The organism is Ochrobactrum chromiisoli (assembly GCF_026241335.1).
Taxonomy (GTDB): Bacteria; Pseudomonadota; Alphaproteobacteria; order Rhizobiales; family Rhizobiaceae; genus Brucella; species Brucella chromiisoli.
The window spans coordinates 1-22,328 of the sequence record NZ_JAPHAV010000003.1 but is presented as its reverse complement, the minus strand read 5'-3'; the positions used below and the strand labels follow the sequence as shown (position 1 = coordinate 22,328).

The following is a 22,328-nucleotide window of genomic DNA, read 5'->3' as shown; positions in this document are numbered from 1 at the left end:
CTGTTACTTCCTCTTTGACTTCTTGTCCGCGCCGTGACCGTAATAGGTACGCGTCGGCGCGAATTCACCGAACTTATGTCCAACCATTTCTTCGGAGATCGATACCGGCACATGCTTGTTGCCGTTATAAACACCGAAGGTCAGGCCAACGAACTGCGGCAAGATCGTGGAGCGACGGCTCCACATCTTGATAACTTCATTACGACCGCCCTCACGTACCTTCTCAGCTTTCTTGAGAAGATAGCCATCGACGAACGGACCTTTCCAAACTGAACGAGCCACTTCAGACTACCTCTCTTACTTCTTGCGCTGATGACGCGAACGCATGATGAACTTATCGGTCGCCTTGTTCGAACGGGTCTTTTTACCCTTCGTAGGCTTGCCCCAAGGCGTGACCGGATGACGACCACCAGAAGTGCGGCCTTCACCACCACCATGCGGGTGGTCAACTGGGTTCATGGCAACGCCGCGAACGTGTGGACGCTTACCGCGCCAAACCGAACGACCGGCCTTACCGTCATTGATGTTGCTGTGCTCTGGATTGGATACTGCACCAACCGTTGCAAAGCATGCACCCGAAACCAGACGCTGTTCGCCCGAGTTCAGACGCAGGATAGCCATGCCCTGATCGCGACCGACGAGCTGTGCATAAGCACCAGCCGAACGTGCAATCTGACCGCCCTTGCCCGGCTTCATTTCCACATTGTGGATAATGGTACCAACTGGCATCGACGACAGCGGCATTGCATTGCCTGGCTTGACGTCGACGGACTGGCCGGAAATGACCTTGTCACCAACTGCCAGACGCTGCGGAGCCAGAATGTAGCTCAGCTCGCCGTCTTCGTAGCGGATCAACGCGATAAACGCGGTGCGGTTTGGATCGTATTCCAGACGTTCTACAGTCGCTACGACATCATGCTTACGACGCTTGAAGTCGATGAAACGATAAGAACGCTTGTGACCGCCGCCCTGAAAGCGGACAGTGATACGACCGGTGTTGTTACGGCCACCCTTCTTGGACAAACCTTCGGTCAATGACTTGACCGGCTTGCCCTTGTAGAGTTCCGAACGGTCCACGATGACCAGCTGACGCTGGCCTGGTGTGATCGGATTAAAGTGCTTGAGTGCCATTGTCTTTACTCCATGGCCTCTCAGAGACCTGTCGAAACGTCGATGCTCTGGCCTTCAGCCAAAGTTACGATCGCTTTCTTGACATCGCTCTGGCGCCCGACAATGCCGCGGAACCGCTTCACTTTGCCTTTGCGCACAGTGGTGTTTACAGCCTTAACCTTGACGCCGAAGAGCGCTTCGATTGCAGCCTTGATTTCCGGCTTCGTCGCCTTGCGGGCTACGTTGAAGACGACCTGATTATGTTCGGAAACAAGGGTCGACTTCTCGGTGATGACTGGGCTGACGATCACGTCATAATGGCGAAGATCGGTCATTTAAAACGCTCCTCGAGTGCTTCGACAGCTGCCTTGGAAAGCACGAGCTTGCCACGACGCAGGATGTCGTAAACATTGATGCCCTGTACTGGCAGAACGTCGATGTTCGGGATGTTCGAAGCAGCGCGCTGGAAGTTCACGTCGAGCTCTGCACCACCGATAAGAAGTGCATTTTCGAGACCGAGCTTTGCGAACTGCGACACAAGCTGCTTTGTCTTGGCTTCAGACGCTGCCAGATCATCGATGATGATCAGGTCAGATGCCTTTGCCTTAGCCGACAGAGCGTGACGCAAGCCGAGAGCGCGAACCTTCTTTGGCAGATCATGATCATGCGTACGGACAACCGGTCCGTGAGCCTGACCACCGCCGCGGAACTGCGGTGCACGAGCCGAATGGTGACGAGCGCGACCCGTACCCTTCTGCTTATACATCTTCGAACCGGTGCGGCTGATGTCGCTGCGGCCCTTGGCATCGTGAGAGCCCTGCTGGCGGCGAGCCAGCTGCCAGCGCACGACGCGCTGGAGAATGTCGTCGCGTGGATCAAGACCGAAGATAGCTTCGTTCAACTTGACCTGGCCGGCATCCTTGCCTTCAAGGGTTGTAATTGTGAGATCCATTATTCGGCTCCCTCAGTCGCTGCAGTTTCAGAAACTACAGCAGCTTCTACCTTGGCCTGTGCTGCTTGGCGCAAACCAGCTGGCTTGGGAGCATTATCAGGCAGCGAAACCTTTACGGCGTCGCGAACGTAGATCCATGCACCCTTTGAGCCAGGAACTGCACCGCGGACAAGGATAAGGCCGCGATCGAGATCAGTCGAAACGACTTCGATATTCTGCGTGGTTACACGGGTCTGACCCATGTGACCGGCCATCTTCTTGCCTTTAAATACTTTACCTGGATCCTGACGCTGACCGGTCGAGCCGTGAGCGCGGTGGGTCACTGAGTTACCGTGCGATGCACGATGACCAGCAAAGTTATGACGCTTCATAACACCGGCAAAGCCTTTACCGATCGAAGTACCCGTCACGTCGACCTTCTGGCCGGCGACGAAATGTTCGGCAGTGATTTCCACGCCGACTTCGAGCAGGTTTTCAGGAGAAACGCGGAATTCCGCAACTTTCGCCTTAGGCTCAACTTCAGCCTTCGCGAAATGACCGCGCAGAGCCTTGGTTGTGTTCTTTACCTTGGCAAGTCCAACGCCAAGCTGAACAGCCGTGTAACCATTCTTTTCAACTGTACGCTGAGCGACCACGTGGCAGTCTTCCATGCGGAGAACTGTCACTGGTACATGTTCGCCGGCGTCGTTATAGACGCGGGTCATGCCCAGCTTTTGTGCGATAACACCTGAACGCATCGGGTTCGTTCCTTCCGTCCTCAAGCCGCTTAGAGCTTGATCTCGACATCAACACCGGCAGACAGATCGAGCTTCATGAGCGCGTCAACAGTCTGTGGGGTTGGGTCAACGATATCGAGAAGACGCTTGTGCGTGCGCATCTCGAACTGTTCGCGGCTCTTCTTATCGATGTGCGGCGACCGGTTTACTGTGAACTTTTCGATCCGTGTTGGCAGTGGGATCGGTCCGCGCACATTGGCACCGGTACGCTTGGCAGTCGACACGATTTCCCGCGTCGAAGCGTCAAGGATCCGATGATCAAACGCCTTGAGGCGAATGCGGATGTTTTGACCGTTCATTTGATCTGTTCCTTGTTACGCGGAGCGCCTCCGGAGAGACGCTCCTGCACAAATCTAATTACTCGATGATCGAAGCGACGATGCCTGCACCAACGGTACGGCCACCTTCACGGATAGCGAAGCGGAGCTTCTCTTCCATTGCGATCGGCACGATCAGCGTAACGTCAACGGTAACGTTGTCGCCAGGCATAACCATTTCCGTGCCTTCTGGCAGGGTAACAACACCGGTCACGTCCGTCGTACGGAAGTAGAACTGTGGACGGTAGTTGGTGAAGAATGGTGTGTGACGGCCACCTTCGTCCTTGGTCAGAATGTAAGCTTCTGCCTTGAACTTGGTGTGTGGCTTAACCGAACCTGGCTTGCAGAGAACCTGACCACGTTCAACGTCTTCACGGCCAATACCGCGAACCAGTGCACCGATGTTATCGCCAGCCTGGCCCTGATCGAGCAGCTTGCGGAACATTTCAACGCCGGTAACAGTCGTCTTGCCGGTGGCCTTGATGCCAACGATTTCAACTTCTTCACCAACCTTGATGATGCCGCGTTCAACACGACCGGTCACAACAGTACCACGACCCGAAATCGAGAACACGTCTTCGATTGGCATCAGGAATGGCTGATCAACTGGACGTTCTGGTGTTGGGATATAATCGTCAACAGCAGCCATCAGGTTGCGGATTGCGTCTTCGCCGAGTTCCTTCGAAGAATCTTCCAGAGCAGCAAGAGCCGAGCCCTTGATGATTGGCGTTTCATCGCCTGGGAAGTCGTACTTCGAGAGAAGTTCACGAACTTCGAGCTCTACGAGTTCGAGAAGTTCAGCATCGTCAACCTGATCGCACTTGTTCAGGAACACAACGATCGCAGGAACACCAACCTGACGAGCGAGCAGGATGTGCTCACGGGTCTGTGGCATCGGACCGTCAGCGGCCGAAACAACCAGGATCGCGCCGTCCATCTGTGCAGCACCGGTGATCATGTTCTTAACATAGTCAGCGTGGCCTGGGCAGTCGACGTGTGCGTAGTGACGAGCAGCAGTTTCATATTCAACATGCGATGTCGAAATGGTGATACCACGTGCCTTTTCTTCTGGCGCAGCGTCGATCTGGTCATACGCTTTGAAATCGCCGAAGTACTTGGTGATTGCTGCGGTCAGCGACGTTTTACCATGGTCAACGTGACCAATCGTGCCGATGTTTACGTGTGGCTTATTGCGTTCAAACTTGCTTTTTGCCATCTGAGCTCTCCTAATATCTAGCCTGCTCAGGCTCTTTTAATATTTGGCGTAATCAAAGATTACGCGAACTTTTTCTGAATTTCCTGTGCGACCGCAGTCGGAACCGGCTCGTAATGGTCGAACTGCATGGTGTACTGTGCACGACCCTGAGACATCGAACGCAGGTTGTTCACGTAACCAAACATGTTGGCCAGTGGAACATTTGCATTGACGACCGTCGCAATACCACGTGCTTCCGTACCCGAGATCTGACCACGACGTGAATTCAGATCGCCAATTACGTCACCGACGTAATCTTCAGGCGTTACCACTTCAACCTTCATGATTGGCTCAAGAAGCTGTGCGCCAGCCTTCTGTGCACCTTCACGGAACGCTGCACGGGCAGCGATTTCGAAGGCGAGAACCGAAGAGTCAACATCGTGGTATGCACCGTCGATCAGGGTTGCCTTCACGCCGAGCATTGGGAAGCCAGCAAGTGGACCCGCACCCATGACGCTTTCGATACCCTTCTGAACACCAGGGATGTATTCCTTAGGAACAGCACCGCCAACGATCTTGGATTCGAAGATGAAGTCATCGCCTTCATGTGGTTCGAAGATGATCTTGACGCGCGCAAACTGACCCGAACCACCCGACTGCTTTTTGTGGGTGTAATCGATTTCAGCCTGACGTGTGATCGATTCACGATAAGCAACCTGCGGCGCGCCGACATTTGCTTCTACCTTGAACTCACGCTTCATGCGGTCGACGAGAATGTCGAGATGAAGTTCGCCCATGCCAGCGATGATCGTCTGGCCGGATTCTTCATCAGACTTAACGCGGAACGAAGGATCTTCAGCAGCCAGACGGTTGAGCGCAATGCCCATCTTTTCCTGGTCGGCCTTGGTCTTAGGTTCAATCGCGATTTCGATAACCGGATCAGGGAATTCCATGCGTTCAAGAATAACCGGCTTCAGTGGATCGCAGAGCGTATCACCTGTTGTGGTTTCCTTGAGGCCAGCCAGAGCAACAATGTCGCCTGCGAAAGCTTCTTCGATGTCTTCACGTGAGTTGGAGTGCATCTGCAGCATACGGCCGATACGCTCACGCTTGCCCTTAACGGTGTTTTCGAGCGAAATGCCCTTGGTCAGCTTGCCCGAATAGATACGAGCGAATGTCAGCGAACCAACGAACGGATCGTTCATGATCTTGAATGCGAGCATCGAAAGTGGTGCTTCATCCGAAGATTCACGGGTCGTTTCGGTTTCCGTCTTAACGTCGATGCCCTTAATCGCAGGAACATCGGTCGGCGCAGGAAGGAACGAAACAACAGCGTCGAGAAGCGGCTGAATGCCACGGTTCTTAAACGCTGTACCGCAAAGAACAGGATGGAACTTAACGTCGATGGTGCCCTTGCGGATCAGTGCACGCAGCTCATCATTCGTAGGCATGTTGCCTTCGAGGTAAGCTTCCATTGCAGCTTCATCGATTTCCACTGCCAGCTCAATGAGCTTTTCGCGGTATTCTTCAGCCTTATCCTTAAGGTCTGCAGGAATTTCACCAACGGTCGCAGATGCGCCGATTGTGCCATCCCAAGTCAGGGCCTTCATTTCGATAAGGTCGATAACGCCTTCAAACTCGTTTTCAGCACCGATTGGCAGCTGAACTGGAAGAGCGACTGCACCAAGACGCGAGCCAACCATTTCTACGCAACGGTAGAAGTCAGCACCGATCTTGTCCATCTTGTTGACGAAAACCATACGTGGAACGTGGTACTTCTCAGCCTGACGCCATACAGTTTCAGTCTGCGGCTCAACACCAGCATTCGCATCGAGAAGAGCGATTGCGCCATCGAGAACGCGGAGCGAACGCTCAACTTCAATCGTGAAGTCAACGTGGCCCGGGGTGTCGATGATGTTGAAGCGGCGCTTCTTGCCATCCTGACCCTGCCAGAACGTGGTCGTAGCAGCGGACGTGATGGTGATACCGCGTTCCTGCTCCTGCTCCATCCAGTCCATGGTGGACGCGCCATCATGGGTTTCACCAATCTTGTGGTTCTTACCGGTATAGAACAGGATACGCTCGGTCATCGTCGTCTTACCGGCGTCGATGTGAGCCATAATACCGAAATTGCGGTAGTCTTCGATTTTATATTCGCGGGCCATGTTTTTGCTCTTTGAATAGGGTTCGACGATTACCAGCGGTAATGCGAGAACGCGCGGTTGGCTTCTGCCATGCGATGCGTGTCTTCACGCTTCTTGACAGCGGAACCACGGTTGTTTGCCGCATCCAGCAATTCGCCGGACAGACGGTCAACCATCGTTGTTTCGTTGCGACCACGAGCTGCATTGATCAGCCAGCGGATGGCAAGTGCCTGGCGGCGTTCTGAACGCACATCGACCGGAACCTGGTAGGTTGCACCACCAACGCGGCGCGACCGGACTTCAACATGCGGAGCAACATTGTCGAGCGCCTGATGGAACAGCGCGACCGGCTCTGACTTCGCCTTGGCTTCGATTGCTTCAAGCGCACCATATACGATGCTTTCAGCAACCGACTTCTTGCCATGAAGCATAACTGCATTCATGAACTTCGTGATAACGAGATCACCGAACTTTGGATCCGGATTAATCTCACGCTTTTCTGCTTTATGGCGTCTGGACATTTCGTCTCATTCTTTCAATTACATCGGGCTCAACTCGCCATTCTGGCGGCCGGTATCCCCGGAAAATTCTTACTTAGGACGCTTTGCACCGTACTTGGAACGACGCTGCTTGCGGTTCTTAACACCCTGGGTATCAAGTACGCCGCGGATGATGTGATAACGCACACCCGGCAAATCCTTGACGCGGCCGCCGCGGATCATAACCACGGAGTGCTCCTGAAGGTTGTGACCTTCACCCGGAATGTAACCGATGACTTCAAAGCCATTGGTCAGACGGATCTTGGCAACCTTACGAAGAGCCGAGTTCGGCTTCTTAGGGGTTGTCGTATAAACACGGGTGCAAACGCCGCGCTTCTGTGGGTTTGCCTGCAGAGCAGGAACCTTATTACGCTTTACCGGTGCAGTACGCGGCTTGCGGATCAACTGGTTTACGGTAGGCATTGAACCTTCCTCTATAAAAAATCTCGTATCGGCGCCCAATAAGGGCCGTTTCACCGGAGTGCTCATGCACAAATTCGGGACCAGCCACCCCATCAGCGGCCACCCCGAACAAAAGCAGAGGAAGCAAAAGCTTCATGCGAACGGCAAGTTGCATTTCGATCGTAAAACGAACCCTGTTTGAGGCGAACTCCAGAGCGCGTCGCTCCGAAAATGCCAGCCTCACATCGGCTCAGATGGGCTGCTGATACGTGTTTGTGGGCGTTTCGTCAAGGGCAGGACATTAAGTTTCTTTACCAAAAGGCCGCAAAGCCGCGTTTTGGTGCCTGCCGGACAGGTTATTGCGCCGCATTCAGCCGCCTATCGCGATTATTTCGCGGCAAAACTGTCATTTTCATGTGCCAGCATAGCATAAGGCCCCAACAGCCGCTATTGAAGCACATCCGAGTCGAAAAACAACACAATATTAAGGAATTCTCAATGTCATCCACCCCCACATCCACAGAGAACGATTCGCCGGTTGTCCATCTGGTGATCGCCGACGTCTGGAACGAAGGTGAAGAGGAATCGATCGAAGTCCATATTCTTCTGAAATCCGGCGACGATGAAGATCTCGTTCAGACGGTTCTCGCAATCCTCGCCGAAGAAGGCTATCACGAAGCCGAGCTGGTTGAGATGGGCACAATCACCGAAGAACCGGAAGAAGAGCCACACAAGAGTGCCTGGCAGACAGCACTGACCGGTGAAGTCGCGCTCATCGAATTCGATGGCGACGACGAAGAGGAATAAGTAGCGGATAGCCGAACTGCAAAGCGGTTAACGGCTTTCCCAATGACAAAGGGCGGTTTCAAACCGCCCTTTTCTTTTGATCCAAACGTAAAAAGGCCGCCCCGAAAGGCGGCCTTTTTTATTTGTTCAAACACTCAGCCTATTCGGCTGCGTTGTTGGTCATGTCGGTCAACATCGCGTTCGCTTCTGTTGAACCGGTCGACTTGCGGCGCTCGTCGATGATGAGATCGTCGCGAGCCGTTGCAATGCGGCGGATCTGGTTGGTCATGCCGCCAGTACCAGCCGGGATGAGACGGCCGACAATGACGTTTTCCTTGAGCCCCTGCAACGTGTCCATCTTGCCCGCAACCGCAGCTTCGGTAAGCACGCGGGTGGTTTCCTGGAACGACGCAGCAGAGATGAACGAAGGAGTCTGCAGCGAAGCCTTGGTAATACCAAGCAGAACCGGATTACCCGAACCTGGCTTCTTGCCTTCTTCGATCAGACGATCATTCACTTCGTCAAGCTCAATACGGTCAACGTGATCACCCGTGAGGTAACCAGTATCGCCCGGCTCCGTAATTTCGATCTTCTGAAGCATCTGACGAACAATCACTTCAATGTGCTTGTCGTTGATCAGAACGCCCTGAAGACGATAGACTTCCTGGATTTCGTTCACGAGGTAAGAAGCAAGTGCTTCCACGCCCTTGATGGCCAGAATGTCATGCGGTGCAGGATTACCGTCGAGGATGTATTCACCCTTTTCGATAACGTCACCATCCTGAAGATGGAACGGCTTACCCTTAGGGATCAGATACTCAACGGGCTCAACCGTATCGTCGTTTGGCTCGATGATGATGCGACGCTTGTTCTTGTAATCGCGACCGAAGCGGACAGTACCATCAATCTCTGCGATGACGGCATGGTCCTTCGGACGACGAGCTTCGAACAGTTCCGCAACGCGTGGCAGACCACCGGTAATATCCTTGGTCTTTGCGCTTTCCATCGGCAGACGCGCAATAACGTCACCGGCGTTAACATGAGCACCCGGCTCGAACGAAAGGATCGTTTCCACCGAGAGCAGGAAGCGCGCTTCGCCACCCTTCGACAGCTTTGCGATCTTGCCGCTCTTGTCCTTGATGACCATAGCCGGCTTGAGGTCCGCGCCACGTGGTGTCGAACGCCAGTCAATGACGACGCGCTTTGTGATACCCGTGGATTCGTCCGCCGTTTCCGAAACCGAAAGACCATCAACGAGATCTTCAAACTCGATATAGCCTTCGACTTCCGTCAGGATAGGACGGGTGTACGGATCCCACTCAGCAATACGCTGACCGCGCTTGACTGCATCACCTTCGTCAACGAACAGACGTGAACCATAGGTTACACGGTGAACCGCACGTTCCTTGCCCGAAGCATCAACAATCAGAACCGCCATGTTACGGCCCATGACAACGAGGTTGCCATCGGAGTTGCGAACCACATTGCGGTTACGCAGCTTAACGGTGCCTTCATACGAAGCTTCAAGATACGAACTATCGACAACCTGAGCCGTACCACCCAAGTGGAAGGTACGCATGGTAAGCTGCGTGCCCGGCTCACCGATCGACTGTGCAGCGATAACGCCAACAGCTTCACCCTGGTTAACCGGTGTGCCGCGTGCAAGGTCACGACCATAGCACTTGGCGCAAACGCCGTTACGCGTCTGACAGGTCAAAGCCGAGCGAATACGGATCGACTGAATGCCAGCCTTTTCGATGACTTCGACGTCCTTTTCCTCAATCATGCGGCCAGCTTCAACGATAACATCGCCGGTTGCAGGATGCAGGATCGGATCAAGGGCCGTACGACCCAGAACGCGCTGTCCGATTGGAGCAACGATCTGACCCGCATCGACGATTGGCTGCATGGTGAGACCGATTTCGGCACCGCAATCGACTTCCGAAATAATCGCATCCTGTGCAACGTCAACGAGACGACGTGTCAGGTAACCCGAGTTAGCCGTTTTCAAGGCCGTATCAGCAAGACCCTTACGGGCACCGTGTGTCGAGTTGAAGTACTCGTTCACGGTCAGACCTTCCTTGAAGTTCGAGATGATCGGGGTTTCGATGATTTCACCCGACGGCTTGGCCATAAGACCGCGCATACCGCCAAGCTGACGCATCTGGTTGACCGAACCACGGGCACCCGAATGCGACATCATGTAAACCGAGTTCATCTGCTTCTGACGACCGGTCACCGGATCAAATTCAACAGCCTTAATGCGGGCCATCATTTCTTCGGTGATCTTGTCAGTCGCTTTACCCCAGGCATCAACGACCTTGTTGTACTTTTCGCCCTGAGTGATCAGGCCGTCATTGTACTGCTGTTCGTATTCGGTCGTCAGAGCTTCGGTCTCTGCAACGATCTTGGCTTTCGAGTCAGGAATGACCATGTCATCCTTACCGAACGAAATACCGGCACGACATGCATGGGCAAAGCCAAGCTGCATGATGCGATCGCAGAAAATCACCGTCTCTTTCTGACCGCAATGGCGGTAAACGTGGTCGATCATCTTGGAGATGTTTTTCTTGGTCATCTCCTGATTACAGATGTCAAACGACACGTTCGGATGCTTCGGCAGAAGCTCACCAGTAATCAGACGGCCCGGCGTCGTATCATAAACCTTGGAAACGACATTGCCTTCTGCATCAACAGTCTTGAAACGACCTTTGATCTTGGTGTGCAGCGTGACAACCTTGTTTTCAAGAGCATGCTGAAGTTCGCCCATATCGGCAAACATCATGCCCTCGCCCGGCTCCTTGTCTGCCACGATTGACAGATAATAGAGACCAAGAACCATGTCCTGCGAAGGAACGATGATCGGCGCGCCGTTTGCCGGGTGCAGAATGTTGTTGGTGGACATCATCAGCACGCGGGCTTCAAGCTGCGCTTCCAGCGACAGCGGAACGTGGACAGCCATCTGGTCACCGTCAAAGTCAGCATTAAATGCTGTACAGACGAGCGGATGCAGCTGAATGGCCTTGCCTTCGATCAGCGTGGGTTCGAATGCCTGAATACCAAGACGGTGCAGCGTCGGCGCACGGTTCAGAAGAACCGGATGCTCACGGATGACTTCGTCAAGGATATCCCAAACTTCCGGACGTTCCTTTTCAACCAGCTTCTTCGCCTGCTTGACAGTCGAGGAATACCCCTTGGCATCAAGACGTGCGTAGATGAATGGCTTGAACAGCTCAAGCGCCATCTTCTTCGGCAGACCGCACTGGTGCAGCTTCAGTTCAGGACCGGTCACGATAACCGAACGACCCGAATAGTCGACGCGCTTACCAAGAAGGTTCTGACGGAAGCGACCCTGCTTGCCCTTGAGCATATCGGAGAGCGACTTCAGCGGACGCTTGTTAGCACCCGTGATCGTGCGTCCACGGCGACCGTTATCGAACAGCGCGTCAACAGCTTCCTGCAACATGCGCTTTTCGTTACGGATAATGATGCCTGGAGCGCGCAGCTCGATCAGACGCTTCAGACGGTTGTTACGGTTGATCACGCGACGGTAAAGGTCGTTGAGATCGGACGTCGCAAAACGACCGCCGTCCAGTGGAACCAGAGGACGCAGATCCGGTGGAATAACCGGAACGATCTTCATGATCATCCATTCAGGACGGTTGCCAGATTCCATGAAGTTCTCAACGATCTTGAGACGCTTCATCAGCTTCTTGGTCTTCAGTTCCGATGTAGTTTCTGCCAGATCAACGCGCAGATCTGCAGCGATGTTTGGAAGATCCATCGAAGCCAGAAGTTCAAAGATAGCTTCCGCACCAATCAGGGCTGTGAACTGATCTTCGCCGAATTCATCGACGGCAATCATATATTCTTCTTCCGAAAGAAGCTGATGCTCCTTCAGCGAAGTCAGGCCCGGTTCGGTAACAATGTAGTTTTCAAAATACAGAACGCGCTCAATATCCTTGAGCGTCATATCCAAAAGCGTACCGATGCGCGATGGCAGCGACTTCAAAAACCAGATATGCGCAACTGGCGCCGCCAGTTCGATATGGCCCATGCGCTCACGGCGAACGCGCGACAGCGTAACTTCCACGCCGCACTTTTCGCAGATAATGCCTTTGTATTTCATACGCTTGTACTTGCCGCACAAGCATTCATAATCCTTGATCGGGCCAAAGATACGCGCGCAGAAGAGACCATCGCGTTCTGGCTTGAACGTACGATAGTTGATCGTCTCCGGCTTCTTGATCTCGCCGTATGACCAGGACAGAATCTTCTCAGGGCTGGCAATCGAGATTCTGATGGAATCGAACGTCTGTGCCGGAGCCTGAGGATTGAAAAGATTCATGACCTCTTGGTTCATGCCGTTCTCCTTGAGGGCGATCCGCCGCCCTGTGTGTCGTCAATGACAGGCTGAAAATCCCTGCCATCTTGAAAAGAAATCGCGGTATTACGCAGTTTTCACTGCACATTCCGTTCGGCATTTCGTGAGCGCAAAACATTTTACACGTTTGCTGGAAACACCTTACGGGCGCGCCACGGCAGAACCATGGCGCGCCTTGATGTTTTTATTCCGCCGCGTCCGGAAGTGCCGGCTGCTCGTCGCGTGTATCGTCCAGCTCGACATTGAGACCGAGCGAACGCATTTCCTTGACAAGAACGTTGAAGCTTTCTGGAATACCGGCTTCAAACGTATCATCGCCACGAACAATCGCTTCGTAGACCTTGGTACGGCCTGCAACGTCATCGGACTTGACTGTAAGCATTTCCTGCAGCGTGTAAGCCGCACCGTATGCTTCCAGAGCCCAGACCTCCATTTCACCGAAGCGCTGACCACCGAACTGCGCCTTACCACCAAGCGGCTGCTGGGTGACGAGCGAGTAAGGTCCAATGGAACGTGCGTGGATCTTGTCGTCGACCAGGTGGTGGAGCTTCAACATATAGATGTAGCCCATAGTCACCTGACGATCGAACGGTTCACCCGTACGTCCATCATACAGCGTCGACTGACCAGAAGTCGCAAGACCTGCATCGGTCAACATCGCATTGATGTCGGCTTCCACCGCACCATCAAACACCGGCGTTGCAATCGACACGCCGCGCTTCACCTGATTGGCCAGCATGAGGACAGCATCGTCATCATAAGACCGGACCGGTTCATTGCGGTCGTTGTCTGGATAGATGTGCTCCAGTGTATCGCGCAGCGGCTGAATATCTGCCGTCTTGCGATAAACATCAAGAAGCTCACCGATCTTCTTGCCCATGCCAGCACAAGCCCAGCCCAGATGCGTTTCCAGAATCTGGCCCACATTCATGCGGCTTGGAACGCCAAGCGGGTTCAACACGATATCGGCATGCGTACCGTCTTCGAGGAACGGCATGTCTTCGACAGGCAGAATGCGGGATACCACACCCTTGTTGCCGTGACGGCCAGCCATCTTGTCGCCTGGCTGGATCTTGCGCTTCACAGCAACAAAGACCTTGACCATCTTCATGACGCCTGGAGGCATCTCGTCGCCGCGCTGTACCTTTTCGACCTTGTCCATGAAGCGTGCTTCGAGCAGCTTCTTGGATTCGTCGTACTGGCCACGCAGAGCTTCAAGTTCGCCCTGTTGCTTTTCGTCTTCGACAGCAAACTGCCACCACTGCGAACGCGGATACTCGGTGATGAGATCACGTGTAATGGTTGTGCCCTTCTTGAAGCCCTTAGGGCCAGCGGCTGCAACCTTACCGTCGATCATGTCAACGAGACGGCCGTAAACGTTACGGTCGAGAATCGCCTGTTCGTCGTCGCGGTCCTTGGCAAGACGTTCGATCTCTTCGCGTTCAATCGCCATTGCACGTTCGTCTTTTTCAACGCCGTGGCGATTGAATACACGAACTTCAACAATAGTACCGTATGTTCCCGGAGGCATACGCATCGAGGTGTCACGGACGTCCGAAGCCTTTTCACCAAAGATAGCGCGCAGAAGCTTTTCTTCCGGCGTCATCGGGCTTTCACCCTTCGGCGTGATCTTGCCGACAAGAATGTCGCCAGGATGCACTTCAGCGCCGATGTATACGATACCAGCTTCGTCGAGGTTCTTCAGCGCTTCTTCCGAAACATTCGGAATATCGCGGGTGATTTCCTCAGGTCCAAGCTTGGTGTCACGTGCCGCAACTTCGAATTCCTCAATGTGAATCGAGGTGAAGACGTCTTCCGAAACGATCTTCTCCGACAGGAGGATCGAGTCTTCATAGTTGTAGCCGTTCCAAGGCATGAACGCGACGAGCACGTTACGGCCAAGAGCCAGATCGCCGAGATCAGTTGACGGACCATCAGCAATGATGTCGCCCTTACCGATCGGATCACCAACGCGCACAAGCGGACGCTGGTTGATACAGGTCGACTGGTTCGAACGCTGGAACTTCTGCAGACGATAGATATCAACGCCCGACTTCGACGGATCGAGGTCTTCGGTAGCGCGGATAACGATACGCGTTGCGTCAACCTGATCGACCACACCACCGCGACGAGCGGCAATAGCGGCACCAGAGTCACGCGCAACAACCGCTTCCATGCCGGTTCCGACGAATGGTGCTTCCGCACGCACAAGCGGAACAGCCTGACGCTGCATGTTCGAACCCATAAGAGCGCGGTTCGCATCGTCGTTTTCGAGGAACGGAATAAGCGCTGCAGCAACCGAAACGAGCTGCTTTGGCGAAACGTCCATCAGATCCACGTTTTCACGTGGCGTCATCATCACTTCGCCGGCATGACGGCAGATGACGAATTCGTCTACGAAACTGCCATTCTCATCAAGCTCAACATTTGCCTGAGCAACCGAGTGCTTTGCTTCTTCCATGGCCGAAAGATAGACAACGTCGAACGTGACCTTACCATCGACAACCTTGCGGTACGGGCTTTCGATAAAGCCGTACTTGTTGACGCGGGCAAAAGTTGCGAGCGAGTTGATCAGACCGATATTCGGGCCTTCCGGCGTTTCAATCGGGCAGATACGGCCATAGTGGGTCGGATGCACGTCGCGGACTTCAAAGCCAGCACGCTCACGGGTCAAACCACCAGGTCCAAGAGCCGAAAGACGGCGCTTATGGGTGATCTCCGAAAGCGGATTGGTCTGATCCATGAACTGCGACAGCTGCGAGGAGCCGAAGAATTCACGAACAGCTGCAGCAGCAGGCTTCGCGTTGATCAGATCCTGCGGCATGACCGTGTCGATTTCGATCGAGGACATACGTTCCTTGATCGCACGTTCCATGCGCAGAAGACCGACACGATACTGATTTTCCATCAGTTCGCCGACCGAACGCACACGACGGTTGCCGAGGTTGTCGATGTCATCGATTTCACCGCGGCCATCGCGCAGTTCAACGAGCATCTTGACGACAGCAATAATGTCTTCCTTGCGCAGAACGCGCACGGTGTCTTCTGCATCCAGATCAAGACGCATGTTCATCTTCACGCGACCAACAGCGGAAAGGTCGTAGCGTTCAGCATCAAAGAACAGCGAATTGAACATGGCTTCAGCCGAGTCCATTGTCGGCGGTTCACCAGGACGCATAACGCGGTAGATGTCGAACAGTGCTTCCTGACGGCTTTCGTTCTTGTCGACGGCCAGCGTGTTACGGATATACGCACCGATATTGATGTGATCAATATCGAGAACCTTGATCTCTTCCACACCTGTGTCGAGAAGCGTCTTGAGAACCTTTTCGTCGATTTCGTCACCAGCTTCGAGATAAATCTCACCGGTTGCGTAATTGACGGTATCTTCAGCAAGGTACGAACCGAAAAGATCGTCTTCGGTTGCCTTGATGAATTTCAGGCCCTTTTCAGCAAGCTGCTTTGCGGAGCGCGCGGTCAGCTTCTTGCCAGCTTCGAGAACGACTTCACCTGTGTCCGCATCGACGAGATCGGAGATGATCTTCATACCCTTGAAGCGGTCAACCGAATAAGGGATACGCCAGTTTTCACCGTCACGCGAATAGGTGACAGTGTTATAGAACGTCGAAAGGATTTCCTCGCCGTCCATGCCGAGCGCCATTAGCAGTGTCGTAGCCGGAAGCTTGCGTCGACGATCGATACGCGCATAGACCACGTCCTTGGCATCGAATTCGATGTCAAGCCACGAGCCACGGTAAGGAATAACGCGCGCAGCAAACAGAAGCTTGCCCGAGGAGTGCGTCTTACCCTTGTCGTGATCGAAGAACACACCCGGTGAACGGTGCATCTGCGAAACGATAACACGTTCCGTACCATTGACGATGAAGGTGCCGTTGTCTGTCATGAGCGGCATATCGCCCATGTAAACGTCCTGCTCCTTGATGTCCTTGATGGACTTCGCGCCGGTATCTTCATCAATATCGAACACGATGAGACGCAGCGTCACCTTGAGAGGTGCCGAATACGTCAAATCGCGCTGACGGCATTCGTCAACGTCGAATTTTGGTGCATCGAATTCGTAACGAACGAATTCCAGCATTGAAGCGCCGGAGAAATCCTGGATTGGGAAAACAGACTTGAAAACCGCCTGCAAACCCTCGTCAGAACGCCCGCCAGCAGGTTCCTCAACCATGAGGAACTGGTCGTAAGATGCCTTTTGAACCTCAATGAGGTTAGGCATTTCCGCGACCTCGGGAATCTTGCCGAAAAATTTGCGTACGCGCTTGCGACCATTGAAAGAATGGGTCTGAGCCATCGTCGCTCCTCGTTCTATAGCCTTACGGCTTGCTCACGCCTTGCGGCCTTTATCGTGCGCCGCCTCTCGGCGGTCCTTCTAACGGGCTAAACCCGTTTTCTGAAAGCCTGATCAAGGCCATCAGAAAAAGGGTTTAAAAGGATCAGAACGTCGTAGATAAAATCGCCCTGACTATGATTTGCATAAAGAGAACCTATTTCCGCACTTTTCGTTTCTTTTCATGCATTTACTCCAGATGCAAGCCCAGAGTTGAACTGGCGGATGGAAACCATCCGCCAGAAAAGCGAACTTACTTAAGTTCAACCTTAGCGCCAGCTGCTTCGAGCTGTGCCTTGATCTTTTCAGCTTCGTCCTTGGAAGCGCCTTCCTTGACAGCCTTAGGAGCTGCTTCAACGAGGTCCTTAGCTTCCTTGAGGCCGAGACCAGTGATCGCGCGAACTTCCTTGATCACGTTGATCTTGTTTGCGCCACCGTCAGCGAGAACGACGTCAAACTCGGTCTTTTCTTCAGCAGCAGCAGCAGGAGCAGCGCCAGCAGCAGCAACTGCTACAGGAGCAGCAGCCGAAACGCCCCACTTTTCTTCCAGAAGCTTCGAAAGTTCTGCAGCTTCGAGAACGGTCAGAGCCGACAGGTCGTCAACGATCTTTGCGAGATCAGCCATTTTGATATTTCCTTAGTTTCAAGGTTTGAACAATTGACAGCGAAAAACGGCCTTACGCCGCCTCGTTCTTCCGGGCGTGCGCGCCAATAACGCGAGCGATCTGGCCCGCTGGTGCGCTGGTAAGTACTGCGAGACGCTGAGCCGGGGTTTGGATCATTCCAACCAGCTTTGCGCGCAGTTCGTCGAGCGATGGGAGCGAAGCAAGCGACTTGACGCCATCGGCGTTCAGTGTCGTTGCACCCATTGCACCACCGAGGATAACGAGCTTGTCGTTAACCTTGGCGAATTCGACGGCTACTTTCGGAGCAGCAATTGGGTCGTTTGCATAAGCAACAACCGTCTGACCTGTGAACAGATCAGCAATGCCTTCCGATTCCGTGCCCTGAAGAGCGATCTTGGCAAGGCGGTTTTTCGCGACTTTAACGGTACCACCAGCGTCACGCATCTTTGAACGAAGATCGCTCATCTGCGCAACAGTGAGACCGGTATAGTGGGCCACGACGACCGAACCGGACTCTTTAAAAGCACCGTTCAGCCACGAGACAAATTCGCGTTTTTCCGCTCTATCCACTGTCTCTCTCCAGTAGACAGGATCACATGATCCTGCCGGGTTGCCTTTGTCGGACGAGCTTCACAGCTGGCCCGACGCTCGAGGATCCTGTCCCCTTCAGCTATCCCGGAAACCGGGCTTCACTCAAAGGCAACTACGGTTCAAACCTTGCATGCACATTCGTGCGAAACAGGGTTATTCCACGTCTCATGCAGGCCATAGGTTTAAGGATCTGACCCGGAGGTTTCGATCCGCCTGCAATCTCGGACAGGATAACCGGACTTTCGTCCGGCTATCCGGATCTTGCGATCCGGAATTTCTGCACTTTCGACTGCTTATGCAGCACCGGCGTGCGACCACTGCCCTCCCCGAAAGGTCAGGCAAAGGCTCCGGCGAACCGGAGCCCTGAAATTAAGCGACGACCTTAACGGTTGCCGGATCGACCTTGACGCCAACGCCCATGGTCGAAGAAATCGATACGCGCTTAACGTATTCACCCTTAGCAGCCGAAGGCTTCGCCTTGATAACTGCATCAGCAAAGGCTTTGATGTTTTCTTCGAGCTTCTGATTGTCGAAGGAAACCTTGCCGATACCGGCGTGGATGATACCAGCCTTTTCAACGCGGAACTCAACAGCGCCGCCCTTAGAAGCGGTAACAGCTGCTGCAACATCGACAGTCACAGTACCAACCTTCGGGTTTGGCATCAGACCGCGTGGGCCGAGTACCTTACCAAGACGACCAACGAGTGGCATCATGTCAGGGGTGGCAATGCAGCGATCAAATTCGATCTTGCCGCTATTGACGGTTTCAAACAGCTCTTCTGCACCAACGATGTCAGCGCCAGCCTTCTTTGCTTCTTCAGCCTTGTCGCCACGTGCAAAAACAGCAACGCGAACAGTACGACCAGTGCCGTTAGGAAGGTTGACAACGCCACGAACCATCTGATCGGCATGACGAGGGTCAACGCCGAGGTTCATTGCGATTTCGATGGTTTCGTCGAACTTTGCAACAGCGCGTTCTTTAACCAGACCGATTGCATCGGACAGGTCATAAAGCTTGTTGACATCAACGCCTTCACGGATCTTGGCAATGCGCTTGGAAATTTTCGCCATCGTATTAGCCCACCACTTCCAGGCCCATCGAACGGGCAGAACCTTCGACCATGCGCATAGCTGCTTCGATGTCAGCTGCGTTCAGATCTTTCATCTTCGCTTCAGCGATTTCGCGGACCTTGTCACGCGCAATCGTGCCGGCCTTTTCCTTGCCTGGAGCCTTCGAACCGGACTTGAGGTTCGCAGCCTTCTTCAGGAAGTAGGTTACCGGAGGCGTCTTCATCACAAAAGTGAAAGACTTATCCTGATAGTACGTGATCACGACTGGAATAGGCGAACCCTTTTCCATTTCCTGCGTGGCAGCGTTAAATGCCTTACAGAATTCCATGATGTTGATGCCGCGCTGACCCAGAGCTGGACCAATCGGAGGCGATGGATTGGCCGCACCTGCTGCTACCTGGAGCTTCAGCTGGCCTGCAATTTTCTTAGCCATTGCATTCTGCCTTCATAAAAATACCGGAAACCGGCGTTCTCGATTAATGCCGGAAACCCGGCTCTCGACTGACATCAGATAAACTGACTGGCAGTTTGGTGGTGCGAAATCAGCGACCGGCTAAGCCGCCTATCCTTCCACCCTTATTCACCGCTGACGGTGAACGCCCCGAGGGGCAAAGCGATCAGAGCTTATCGACCTGACCGTATTCAAGATCAACAGGCGTAGCACGCCCGAAGATGGAAACTTCAACCTTGAGGCGCGCACGCTCCTCATCAACTTCCTGCACAATGCCGTTGAACGAAGCAAACGGACCATCGGAAACGCGGACATTTTCACCGATTTCAAAGGTCACAGACGTCTTCGGACGCTCAGCACCATCCTGAACCTGATTCAGAATCTGATCCACTTCCTTCTGCGAAACAGGAACCGGCTTTGAATCGCCAAGGAACCCGGTCACACGCGGCGTATTCTTGATCAGCGAGAATACAGCATCGGTGAGCGTCGCCTGAACAAGAACATAACCCGGAAAGAACTTGCGCTCAGCATCGACCTTGCGGCCGCGGCGAACTTCAACAACCTTCTCGGTCGGCACAACAATCTGCTCAATAAGGTTCGAAAGGCCTTTTTGAGCTGCCTTGCTTTGAATATCCTCGGCCACCTTCTTTTCGAAGTTGGAATAGGCGTGAACGATGTACCAGCGCGCTGTCATCCCGTAACTCCCCAATCCTGCTTAGCGGCCAAGGCCAAGTATAAATTCTACGCCATAGGCCATAAGCTGATCGGCAAGAAAAAAGAACGTAGCAGCCAAAAAGGCCATGATCACGACCATGATCGTCGAGATGATCGTTTCACGCCGTGTCGGCCAGGTCACTTTCGCCGTTTCGGCGCGAACCTGCTGAAAAAAGGTGATCGGATTCGTCTTGGATGCCATCTGCCACTCTATTTGCTTGGTGAACCACTATTTCCGACCCAAAACGAATCAAAAACAGGAACCCACGCGTATACGGTACGCAAAGCTGAAGATTCAGCCCCACGCACCGCGTGTCTGTTGACGTTACATAGAATCGATTCTCAAAAAAAACAAGCCCATTGGTTAAAAGAATACCATACAGGCCTATCGGAGATCACCGATCCTTACGAAATTCGCTCAATACACCGTTCAATCATGTATCAGCGACCCTGCTCACCCGGCCAACATGCCGGGAAATGTATCCAACCCTGAAAGCATTTTGATCTGATTGAAGGAGACCAACACACTAGGACCGACTACATAAAGCATAATCTTACCGCCCCTCGTTTTAATCCGATCAGGCTTATGCTCCAGAATATAGAAAACGGGCGCTCACAGTCAAGCCGTAAGCACCCGTTTTAAAAATGGCAGGGGCAGCAGGGTTCGAACCCGCGACCTACGGTTTTGGAGACCGTCGCTCTACCAACTGAGCTATACCCCTATTTGGCATTTAAAATGCCAGACTGGCGGCGTAACCGCCAGTCAAATCTCATTACTCGATGATCGAAGCGACGATGCCTGCACCAACGGTACGGCCACCTTCACGGATAGCGAAGCGGAGCTTCTCTTCCATTGCGATCGGCACGATCAGCGTAACGTCAACGGTAACGTTGTCGCCAGGCATAACCATTTCCGTGCCTTCTGGCAGGGTAACAACACCGGTCACGTCCGTCGTACGGAAGTAGAACTGTGGACGGTAGTTGGTGAAGAATGGTGTGTGACGGCCACCTTCGTCCTTGGTCAGAATGTAAGCTTCTGCCTTGAACTTGGTGTGTGGCTTAACCGAACCTGGCTTGCAGAGAACCTGACCACGTTCAACGTCTTCACGGCCAATACCGCGAACCAGTGCACCGATGTTATCGCCAGCCTGGCCCTGATCGAGCAGCTTGCGGAACATTTCAACGCCGGTAACAGTCGTCTTGCCGGTGGCCTTGATGCCAACGATTTCAACTTCTTCACCAACCTTGATGATGCCGCGTTCAACACGACCGGTCACAACAGTACCACGACCCGAAATCGAGAACACGTCTTCGATTGGCATCAGGAATGGCTGATCAACTGGACGTTCTGGTGTTGGGATATAATCGTCAACAGCAGCCATCAGGTTGCGGATTGCGTCTTCGCCGAGTTCCTTCGAAGAATCTTCCAGAGCAGCAAGAGCCGAGCCCTTGATGATTGGCGTTTCATCGCCTGGGAAGTCGTACTTCGAGAGAAGTTCACGAACTTCGAGCTCTACGAGTTCGAGAAGTTCAGCATCGTCAACCTGATCGCACTTGTTCAGGAACACAACGATCGCAGGAACACCAACCTGACGAGCGAGCAGGATGTGCTCACGGGTCTGTGGCATCGGACCGTCAGCGGCCGAAACAACCAGGATCGCGCCGTCCATCTGTGCAGCACCGGTGATCATGTTCTTAACATAGTCAGCGTGGCCTGGGCAGTCGACGTGTGCGTAGTGACGAGCAGCAGTTTCATATTCAACATGCGATGTCGAAATGGTGATACCACGTGCCTTTTCTTCTGGCGCAGCGTCGATCTGGTCATACGCTTTGAAATCGCCGAAGTACTTGGTGATTGCTGCGGTCAGCGACGTTTTACCATGGTCAACGTGACCAATCGTGCCGATGTTTACGTGTGG

General features: G+C 53.5%; 20 protein-coding genes and 1 tRNA gene. 1 reads left to right on the top strand and 20 read right to left on the bottom strand.

The features are described from left to right. Positions 1-3 precede the first annotated feature (3 nt). The 10 genes from rpsS to rpsL form a co-directional block, all read right to left on the bottom strand. Entirely contained in the window at positions 4-282 is a 279-nt protein-coding gene (gene rpsS / locus OPR82_RS09250; RefSeq protein ID WP_140904458.1) for a 30S ribosomal protein S19, read from the bottom strand. A 15-nt stretch (positions 283-297) separates the two neighbouring features. Further along, complete coding sequence (gene rplB / locus OPR82_RS09245) at positions 298-1,131, bottom strand: 50S ribosomal protein L2 (protein ID WP_265984511.1); 834 nt, start codon at positions 1,129-1,131, stop codon at positions 298-300. Positions 1,132-1,151: 20 nt separating this feature from the next. Then, entirely contained in the window at positions 1,152-1,445 is a 294-nt protein-coding gene (locus tag OPR82_RS09240; RefSeq protein ID WP_007875343.1) for a 50S ribosomal protein L23, read from the bottom strand. After that, positions 1,442-2,062: a 50S ribosomal protein L4 gene (rplD, locus tag OPR82_RS09235; protein ID WP_265984510.1), complete on the bottom strand. Its 621-nt coding sequence runs from the start codon at positions 2,060-2,062 to the stop codon at positions 1,442-1,444. The genes OPR82_RS09240 and rplD overlap by 4 nt, the downstream gene beginning before the upstream one ends. Continuing rightward, positions 2,062-2,799 carry a 50S ribosomal protein L3 gene (gene rplC, locus OPR82_RS09230; protein WP_265984509.1) on the bottom strand — a complete coding sequence of 246 codons (738 nt, stop codon included), beginning with the start codon at positions 2,797-2,799 and terminating at the stop codon, positions 2,062-2,064. Before rplC ends, rplD begins: the two co-directional genes overlap by 1 nt. A gap of 29 nt (positions 2,800-2,828) precedes the next feature. After that, positions 2,829-3,137, bottom strand: coding sequence for a 30S ribosomal protein S10 (rpsJ, locus tag OPR82_RS09225; protein ID WP_002964363.1), 309 nt, complete (start codon positions 3,135-3,137; stop codon positions 2,829-2,831). A 58-nt stretch (positions 3,138-3,195) separates the two neighbouring features. After that, on the bottom strand, positions 3,196-4,371 hold the full coding sequence (tuf, locus tag OPR82_RS09220; RefSeq protein ID WP_265984508.1) for an elongation factor Tu: 1,176 nt from the start codon (positions 4,369-4,371) through the stop codon (positions 3,196-3,198). Between the two features lie 59 nt (positions 4,372-4,430). Continuing rightward, the gene (fusA, locus tag OPR82_RS09215) at positions 4,431-6,515 is read right to left on the bottom strand and encodes an elongation factor G (protein WP_265984507.1); all 2,085 of its coding nucleotides are present in this window, start codon (positions 6,513-6,515) and stop codon (positions 4,431-4,433) included. Between the two features lie 29 nt (positions 6,516-6,544). Then, positions 6,545-7,015, bottom strand: a complete 471-nt coding sequence (rpsG, locus tag OPR82_RS09210) for a 30S ribosomal protein S7 (RefSeq protein ID WP_140904453.1) — start codon at positions 7,013-7,015, stop codon at positions 6,545-6,547. A 69-nt stretch (positions 7,016-7,084) separates the two neighbouring features. Next, the gene (gene rpsL, locus OPR82_RS09205; protein ID WP_006168377.1) at positions 7,085-7,456 is read right to left on the bottom strand and encodes a 30S ribosomal protein S12; all 372 of its coding nucleotides are present in this window, start codon (positions 7,454-7,456) and stop codon (positions 7,085-7,087) included. 477 nt (positions 7,457-7,933) lie between these two features. Between rpsL and OPR82_RS09200 the strand changes: the two genes are divergently transcribed. Beyond that, positions 7,934-8,242 carry a hypothetical protein gene (locus OPR82_RS09200; RefSeq protein WP_265984506.1) on the top strand — a complete coding sequence of 103 codons (309 nt, stop codon included), beginning with the start codon at positions 7,934-7,936 and terminating at the stop codon, positions 8,240-8,242. 139 nt (positions 8,243-8,381) lie between these two features. Here the strand turns inward: OPR82_RS09200 and rpoC are convergent, their stop codons facing one another. From rpoC to tuf (OPR82_RS09150), 10 genes are all read right to left on the bottom strand, one after another. Then, complete coding sequence (gene rpoC / locus OPR82_RS09195) at positions 8,382-12,584, bottom strand: DNA-directed RNA polymerase subunit beta' (protein ID WP_265984505.1); 4,203 nt, start codon at positions 12,582-12,584, stop codon at positions 8,382-8,384. Between the two features lie 205 nt (positions 12,585-12,789). Beyond that, a complete protein-coding gene (gene rpoB / locus OPR82_RS09190; RefSeq protein ID WP_265984504.1) occupies positions 12,790-16,920 on the bottom strand; it encodes a DNA-directed RNA polymerase subunit beta in 4,131 nt (1,376 codons plus the stop codon). Positions 16,921-17,209: 289 nt separating this feature from the next. After that, complete coding sequence (gene rplL / locus OPR82_RS09185) at positions 17,210-17,581, bottom strand: 50S ribosomal protein L7/L12 (RefSeq protein ID WP_024898616.1); 372 nt, start codon at positions 17,579-17,581, stop codon at positions 17,210-17,212. Positions 17,582-17,633: 52 nt separating this feature from the next. Further along, positions 17,634-18,152: a 50S ribosomal protein L10 gene (gene rplJ / locus OPR82_RS09180; protein ID WP_265984503.1), complete on the bottom strand. Its 519-nt coding sequence runs from the start codon at positions 18,150-18,152 to the stop codon at positions 17,634-17,636. Positions 18,153-18,542: 390 nt separating this feature from the next. After that, entirely contained in the window at positions 18,543-19,244 is a 702-nt protein-coding gene (rplA, locus tag OPR82_RS09175) for a 50S ribosomal protein L1 (RefSeq protein WP_265984502.1), read from the bottom strand. A gap of 4 nt (positions 19,245-19,248) precedes the next feature. After that, positions 19,249-19,677, bottom strand: coding sequence for a 50S ribosomal protein L11 (gene rplK, locus OPR82_RS09170; protein WP_265984501.1), 429 nt, complete (start codon positions 19,675-19,677; stop codon positions 19,249-19,251). 184 nt (positions 19,678-19,861) lie between these two features. Continuing rightward, the gene (gene nusG / locus OPR82_RS09165) at positions 19,862-20,389 is read right to left on the bottom strand and encodes a transcription termination/antitermination protein NusG (RefSeq protein WP_265984500.1); all 528 of its coding nucleotides are present in this window, start codon (positions 20,387-20,389) and stop codon (positions 19,862-19,864) included. 21 nt (positions 20,390-20,410) lie between these two features. After that, positions 20,411-20,611 (bottom strand): preprotein translocase subunit SecE, encoded by a 201-nt coding sequence (gene secE, locus OPR82_RS09160; RefSeq protein WP_094504999.1) that lies wholly within the window; start codon positions 20,609-20,611, stop codon positions 20,411-20,413. 444 nt (positions 20,612-21,055) lie between these two features. Then, positions 21,056-21,131: transfer RNA gene (locus OPR82_RS09155), tRNA-Trp, on the bottom strand. 51 nt (positions 21,132-21,182) lie between these two features. After that, positions 21,183-22,328, bottom strand: a 1,146-nt coding sequence (gene tuf, locus OPR82_RS09150; RefSeq protein WP_265984499.1) for an elongation factor Tu, incomplete at its 5' end; no start/stop codon positions are given.

Bases quoted from the DNA above. Each gene is read 5' to 3' on its own strand.
- rpsL (WP_006168377.1), bottom strand. From the start codon at position 7,456: ATGCCTACCGTAAACCAGTTGATCCGCAAGCCGCGTACTGCACCGGTA.
- rplD (WP_265984510.1), bottom strand. From the start codon at position 2,062: ATGGATCTCACAATTACAACCCTTGAAGGCAAGGATGCCGGCCAGGTC.
- rpsG (WP_140904453.1), bottom strand. From the start codon at position 7,015: ATGTCCAGACGCCATAAAGCAGAAAAGCGTGAGATTAATCCGGATCCA.
- nusG (WP_265984500.1), bottom strand. From the start codon at position 20,389: ATGACAGCGCGCTGGTACATCGTTCACGCCTATTCCAACTTCGAAAAG.
- rplK (WP_265984501.1), bottom strand. From the start codon at position 19,677: ATGGCTAAGAAAATTGCAGGCCAGCTGAAGCTCCAGGTAGCAGCAGGT.
- rplL (WP_024898616.1), bottom strand. From the start codon at position 17,581: ATGGCTGATCTCGCAAAGATCGTTGACGACCTGTCGGCTCTGACCGTT.
- rplC (WP_265984509.1), bottom strand. From the start codon at position 2,799: ATGCGTTCAGGTGTTATCGCACAAAAGCTGGGCATGACCCGCGTCTAT.
- tuf (WP_265984508.1), bottom strand. From the start codon at position 4,371: ATGGCAAAAAGCAAGTTTGAACGCAATAAGCCACACGTAAACATCGGC.
- rpoC (WP_265984505.1), bottom strand. From the start codon at position 12,584: ATGAACCAAGAGGTCATGAATCTTTTCAATCCTCAGGCTCCGGCACAG.
- rplA (WP_265984502.1), bottom strand. From the start codon at position 19,244: ATGGCGAAAATTTCCAAGCGCATTGCCAAGATCCGTGAAGGCGTTGAT.
- OPR82_RS09240 (WP_007875343.1), bottom strand. From the start codon at position 1,445: ATGACCGATCTTCGCCATTATGACGTGATCGTCAGCCCAGTCATCACC.
- fusA (WP_265984507.1), bottom strand. From the start codon at position 6,515: ATGGCCCGCGAATATAAAATCGAAGACTACCGCAATTTCGGTATTATG.
- rplB (WP_265984511.1), bottom strand. From the start codon at position 1,131: ATGGCACTCAAGCACTTTAATCCGATCACACCAGGCCAGCGTCAGCTG.
- rpsJ (WP_002964363.1), bottom strand. From the start codon at position 3,137: ATGAACGGTCAAAACATCCGCATTCGCCTCAAGGCGTTTGATCATCGG.
- OPR82_RS09200 (WP_265984506.1), top strand. From the start codon at position 7,934: ATGTCATCCACCCCCACATCCACAGAGAACGATTCGCCGGTTGTCCAT.
- secE (WP_094504999.1), bottom strand. From the start codon at position 20,611: ATGGCATCCAAGACGAATCCGATCACCTTTTTTCAGCAGGTTCGCGCC.
- rpoB (WP_265984504.1), bottom strand. From the start codon at position 16,920: ATGGCTCAGACCCATTCTTTCAATGGTCGCAAGCGCGTACGCAAATTT.